Origin of the sequence: Okeania sp. SIO2F4 (genome assembly GCF_010672385.1) — a bacterium.
Taxonomy (GTDB): Bacteria; Cyanobacteriota; Cyanobacteriia; order Cyanobacteriales; family Microcoleaceae; genus Trichodesmium.
In genome coordinates this window covers 3,497-9,891 of record NZ_JAAHGT010000304.1, presented here as the reverse complement: position 1 = coordinate 9,891, position 6,395 = coordinate 3,497, and the positions used below count along the sequence as shown (strand labels likewise).

Annotated in this window: 3 protein-coding genes and 1 pseudogene; 1 reads left to right on the top strand and 3 read right to left on the bottom strand. The window is 34.6% G+C overall.

The window, feature by feature from the left end; genetic code table 11:
• Positions 1–395: 395 nt before the first annotated feature.
• Positions 396–1,628 carry a tetratricopeptide repeat-containing S1 family peptidase gene (locus F6K22_RS19345; RefSeq protein ID WP_293101308.1) on the bottom strand — a complete coding sequence of 411 codons (1,233 nt, stop codon included), beginning with the start codon at positions 1,626–1,628 and terminating at the stop codon, positions 396–398.
• Positions 1,629–3,033: 1,405 nt separating this feature from the next.
• On the opposite strand from F6K22_RS19345, the gene F6K22_RS19340 reads away from it, so the two are divergent.
• Entirely contained in the window at positions 3,034–4,671 is a 1,638-nt protein-coding gene (locus F6K22_RS19340) for a glycosyltransferase family 39 protein (protein ID WP_293101305.1), read from the top strand.
• Positions 4,672–5,158: 487 nt separating this feature from the next.
• Here the strand turns inward: F6K22_RS19340 and F6K22_RS19335 are convergent, their stop codons facing one another.
• Together F6K22_RS19335 and F6K22_RS19330 are read right to left on the bottom strand one after the other, a co-directional pair.
• A complete protein-coding gene (locus tag F6K22_RS19335) occupies positions 5,159–5,662 on the bottom strand; it encodes a hypothetical protein (protein WP_293101302.1) in 504 nt (167 codons plus the stop codon).
• 214 nt (positions 5,663–5,876) lie between these two features.
• Positions 5,877–6,395 (bottom strand): annotated as a pseudogene (locus F6K22_RS19330) (hypothetical protein); the annotation flags it as partial.

Here is a 6,395-nt window from a genome sequence, read left to right as displayed (position 1 = left end):
TGCGAAACGCGGAGCGACTTGAATTGCGTTTCGCTTTCCTACGGAATAATTGCGCAAACGCGACATGAAACGCGGCTCTGTTAAGAGCGGGAGACCTCGCCATTCCATCCTGACGGAATGCTCCGCTTTCCGACCGCTGTCTTGGTCGATTGGAGGCAAGCGAGGAGACCTCGCCATCCCATCCTGACGGAATGCTCCGCTTTCCGACCGCTTTTTCTCCACGGCGAGTGAGAGGCTTTAAACCTTAATTTTTCGGTAACTGCGAAATTCAGCAAATAATGAATAATTCTTTCTAAGGTTAAAGAAGCTTACCTTAGCAGTAACTTTTAATTCTCTCTCAATTGCTCTTACCTCCTCTAAAATCAATAGCCGATCAAGTTTATGTCTAAACCTAATTAATATAAATCCCTGAATTTTTGAATTAAATCTAGGGTGTCTTGATAAGCTTTAACCCTGCCACCTTGCTGATAAAGCTCTGCTGCTTTACGCAAATCTTTTATTGCTTGCTGAAGTTGTTGATTTGCTTGTTTCTTATCTTCCATTTTTTGATAAGTCAGACTATTTCGATAATAAGCATTAGCACGATTATAATAAGCATCAGCATAGCCTGGATTAAGTTCAATAGCTTTAGTATAATCTTTAATTGGATTTGGACCTCTCGTTATTGGTTCGTGAGGGTTAACTAATAAACTCCGAGCAATACCCATATTAAAATATATTTCTGGGCTGTTAGGTTCCTTTTTTAAAGCACGATTAAAATTAGCGATCGCTTCCCAAGCATCTCCCCGATCCAAATCAGTTATACCCTTAAAAAATAAAGCTTCAGAACTTTGAGGATTAATTGTTGAAAAAGGAATACTATTTGCTGGAGTATCATCCAAAATTAAGTCTGAAGGATTAATACCAGCAGCAGATAATTTTCTAATAAAACTGTTAATAGGAACTGCCGCATTAAATCCTGTTTTAATTGGCGCTACATCCCCAGAATTAGTTTGAGCAAAGCCAAATTCTCCTTGCCCATGAATACCAATAACACGACCATCTGTATCAAAAACTGGACCCCCACTCATGCCACTCCAAGTAACAGCTTGATAACGTAAAGTATAATCTTCTGGGCGAGTTTTAGGGCGACTGGTTACTAATCCTGGAGATAATTCTGGCGCTCTCTCTGTACCAAATAAACCACCAGTGGCAGGATAACCAAAAACATATATTTGGGAACCAATAACTGATTGTTCAGAATTACCTAAAGTTGCTACTGGATAAGTCTCAGAACTTTCAAATTTAACTATTGCTAAATCTGGTTCTTCATCAGTTGTTTGTAAATTGACAATTTCAATTACTTGATAGTCTTTTTCTTGAGTAGTTCTGACACTATATTTAATACTAGAATCTTGAACAACATGATTAACAGTGAGCACAGTATAAGTATTACCATCTTTAGCAATAATTACTCCTGAACCATCACCTAAGTTACTATTAATTTGTACTGTGATTGGTGTAGCAATTTCTGCTACTTGTTGAGCAGTTTTAGCAGTTGATACTGTGGGGATAGTAATAACAATTGCTGCTACAGTTGCAGTACCTAATAAACATTTATTGAGAGAATTAAACCGAGAGAAAATCATAGTTTTACAGTGATATAATCTAGACAAGTTAAATATTTATATTTCTATTTAGTATACTTGACTTAGTATACTTGACGTAAATTTAGATAAATTTGTTCTCAGCATTAGAGACTGTTTGTCATTTCAGTTATAGTCGTAGGATGGGTTAGGCGGCAATACTTATGCTTACTCACCAAACCCTTAACTTTCCGCCGTAACCCACCGAACGTAGGAAATATTAAGTGCTTTAGCTACCTTACAGCAGTTTTCCTGCACGGTAAACCACAGTAGGCACGTTCCATGGAACGTCTTTACAAGGTTATGGTTGTGAGGTGAGGTCATCAATCTGAAAAGCGCTGTAATATTGTTTTACCGAAAAATAAGGGTTTAAAGCCTCTCCTTTAAAGGAAAAAAAGCGGTCGGAAAGCGGAGCATTCCGTCAGGATGGGATGGCGAGGTTTCCTCGCTGGCCTCCAATCGACCAAGAGAGCGGTCGTTTGCGAAGCATGACCTAGGATGGGATGGCGAGGTTTCCGTTCCCTCCGGGACGCTACGCGTTTTGCTCCGCAACATGTAAAGCGGAGCTTTGTGCGAGCAAACGCCATATCCAATCGACCAAGAGAGCGGTCGGAAAGCGGAGCATGACCTAGGATGGGATGGCAAGGTTTCCCGAAGAAAGCAGAGCCGCTCCGAAGTGCGCCATATCCAATCGACCAAGAGAAGAAAAAAATTTCCCTTTTAATCAATCCTCAATGTTTCAAGAAGAGGTAATAATTAATAATTAATTATTAATTATTGAAAAACAGTCTCTAATACCATTTATCAAAAACTTTATTTATTTAGCTTATAATACCATTTTGAAAAAAGAATGTTACGAATAATAAGCACCATAAAAAAACTTTAGATGAAAGTATATTTGACGAAAACAATGATTTAAAACATAATAAATGGTATTAAATATATTCATTATGACTCCTGAATTCTGAATTATGAATTCCAAGAAATACCCTAACTATTTGTAGCAAAGATTTATGAAATTGGTATAATACCAATTAACTATAGAGATGTCACAAATAGTTTCAAACTTTATATAGCAATATGATTTGAGTTGTGAGATATTGGAGATTTTTAGGGAATAGGGAACGGGGAACGGGGAACAGGGTAGAGGGAAAAATGAGTATATATGAATAATATAACTGCTATACTCTATTCTTTTAAGAAACACTTAAATTCTCACATCTGATTCCTGATTGCTATATGTGAAATAATTTCCTGAAATTACTGTAGCATCAAAGTTTTGAGCCTGTAAAATATTAATGCATGATTTTTGACTTTTAACTTCCGTGAAACGGTATAACTTAGCTATATTTAATAGTGCCGACCTACTTATATTATCTCTTAGTCTTACTAATTTAATGGAAAAATAATGACTCTCAAATTTAACCATAAAATATTCTTCCAACCCCTAATTATTTTACTAATTATTGCCATAACTCTAGGAATTGGATTCCGCTTTTTCCACCTTGATAAAAAAGTCTATTGGCATGACGAAGTATTTACTTCTTTAAGAGCTGCAGGTTTTAACCGGACTGATATTGACCGAGAATTATTTCAAAGCCAAATTATTCCGGCTCAACAACTACAAAAATATCAACAAATTCAACCGCAAAGCACTTTTGTAGAAACTCTAAAATCTCTAGCAATTGAAGATCCTCATCATCCACCTTTATACTTTTTAATGACTCGGTTATGGATGCAAAAATTTGGTAGTTCTGTCACCGCATCTCGTAGTTTAGCAGCATTAATTAGTTTATTATCTTTGCCATTAATATATGTTTTAGGTTGGCAACTTTTTAATTCCCATTTAACTGCTTTACTGGCAACTACATTTTTAGCTTTATCGCCTGTTGAAATTTTATTTGCTCAAACGGCAAGACAATATAGTTTAGTTACTGTTTTGATTATTGGTAGTAGTATTTTATTATTGCAAGCTTTAGATTCTCGAAGCTGGAAAAAATGGGGATTATATAGTATTGTTTCTGCCATTGGTTTATATACCCATTTGTTTTTTTGTTTAACTCTTATCTCCCATGGAATATTTGTGATTTGCAATTGGTTTTTGTCAAATTATGTAGCAATCATTTCCTCTAAAAACAAATCTAATTTATCAAAAGTTCAAATTTTAATTCAAAGGTTACCTCTGGATTTTTTCATTGCCTCAGTAGCAATAATAATTCTCTATATTCCTTGGATAGTCATAGTAATTAATAATCTGCAAAGAGTGTATGATGCAACAAATTGGGCAAGAGTATCAGTCAGCTTTGATTTTTTAGTAAAAAAGTGGATTTTGAGTTTTTCATGTATGTTTATTGACCTAGATTTTGGTTTTAATAATATCGGCACATATTTACTCAGATTGCTATTTTTAATTATTATTGCTTGGGGAGTTTATAAAGTTTGTTGTTTTTGTAGTCTTTCGACAAAATTATTTATCCTAACTTCTATTTTTGTACCTTTAATAATATTGGTCATACCAGATTTGCTAGGGGGTGGACAACGCTCTGCTGTCACCCGTTATCTACTTTTCTGTTTTCCAGCAATATATTTATCAGTTGCTTATTTATTGGCAAAGTATTTAGGTCGGGAAAATGCTACTTTATTCGGCGAGCAAAAATACTGGCGGGTAGTTTTAGCAATGTTGTTAACTGCTAGTATTGCATCTTGTACCGTAAGTGCTTTTTCTGATACTTGGTGGAATAAAAGTATAAGTTATTTTAATGCGGAGATTGCCAAAAAAGTTAATGCTACCGACTCTCCAATATTATTGAGTGATGTGGGCAATAATTATACTAATACGGCAAATTTGATTTCACTAAGTTATATATTAGATGATGATGTTCGACTATTGTTGTTGAGTCAGTCGCCTAATTTAGAAATGGTTGGAGATGAGTTGGAGATATTTGTATTTCGACCTTCTATGAGACTGCAAGAAGCAATACAAGGAAAGCAATGGGAATTTGAGTCTATTGTAGATGGGGAATTGTGGAGAGTGAAGAAAAGGTAGGAATAAAATTATGGTGAAACTGTTGATGAAAAATCATCTTATATTTAGTATTAGTATGGCTATGTTAGATAATTGTAGGTTGGGTAGAACGAAGTGTTAGGGTTGCTTATCCGTAGGATAAACCCAACAAAAATATTAGACATCTCCAGAAAAGAGGGAGCAGGGAGAGGGGAGAAAGGATTGATAATTTCTGTAGGATAATTTATTTTATTTTTTCTTATTGGAGATGTCTATAGGAAAACGTTGGGTTTCGTTCCTCAACCCAACCTACATAATTTGAATATTTTTGAGTATAGATACATCAAAATTCCCAGAAAAAAACATAATTAACTCCTGAAAAAATTATATTGTTTGTAGTTGCGCTTTAGCGCCAAATATATGTTTAGCGCTAAAGTATAAATAAAGTATCGAAACTGGGTTTGTATTAGTACCCTACTATGCTGACATCTTTCTTCCACAAACCCGGTTTCTTATCATAATCCAAATTTTAAGCTTTTGTTTTATTTAACTCATCCAAAGATTTTTCTAGCATATCTAATTCTTCTATATATTCAGATAACCTAGTTTGATAAACCTGCAAATTTGAGCAAATTTTCTCTGCTTCTCCTCCCTTACTTTCTCGTTGCCAAACTAAAGCTTCAAGTTCTGATTGAAATTTATTTGTGTAATCTTTGATTTGCATTTCTGCACTGCGAAAGTCTTCCTTAACTTGCTGTTGTATGACTAAATCAATTAATGCAGCACTATCTACAATTTGTTCATCAATTCTGGTGCAAATTAATTCTGAAATTGCCTGTAAGTCTACTTCAAAACTTTTGACTTCCACATCGACAAAATATACTTCATCGTCTTCGCATTTTCGCTTTCTTACCTCTTGTCTTTGTTCTATATATTTGATTCTCTCCAGAATTTTATCCACCTTCTCATCAATCATTCCTTCAAAATTGAGATGAGGAATAATAATCGGATTAATGTTTAACTCTATTCGCAAAGATTCGCCCAGGTAATCAGAAAGCTGATTAGATATTACTTGAATTTTTATTTGTATATCTGTTGCTAAATCTTCCCGAAGTAGTTGTGCTTTAGCGCCAAATATATGTTTAGCGCTAAAGTATAAATAAAGTATCGAAACTGGGTTTGTATTAGTACCCTACTATGCTGACATCTTTCTTCCACAAACCCGGTTTCTTATCATAATCCAAATTTTAAGCTTTTGTTTTATTTAACTCATCCAAAGATTTTTCTAGCATATCTAATTCTTCTATATATTCAGATAACCTAGTTTGATAAACCTGCAAATTTGAGCAAATTTTCTCTGCTTCTCCTCCCTTACTTTCTCGTTGCCAAACTAAAGCTTCAAGTTCTGATTGAAATTTATTTGTGTAATCTTTGATTTGCATTTCTGCACTGCGAAAGTCTTCCTTAACTTGCTGTTGTATGACTAAATCAATTAATGCAGCACTATCTACAATTTGTTCATCAATTCTGGTGCAAATTAATTCTGAAATTGCCTGTAAGTCTACTTCAAAACTTTTGACTTCCACATCGACAAAATATACTTCATCGTCTTCGCATTTTCGCTTTCTTACCTCTTGTCTTTGTTCTATATATTTGATTCTCTCCAGAATTTTATCCACCTTCTCATCAATCATTCCTTCAAAATTGAGATGAGGAATAATAATCGGATTAATGTTTAACTCTATTCGCAAAGATTCGCCCAGGTA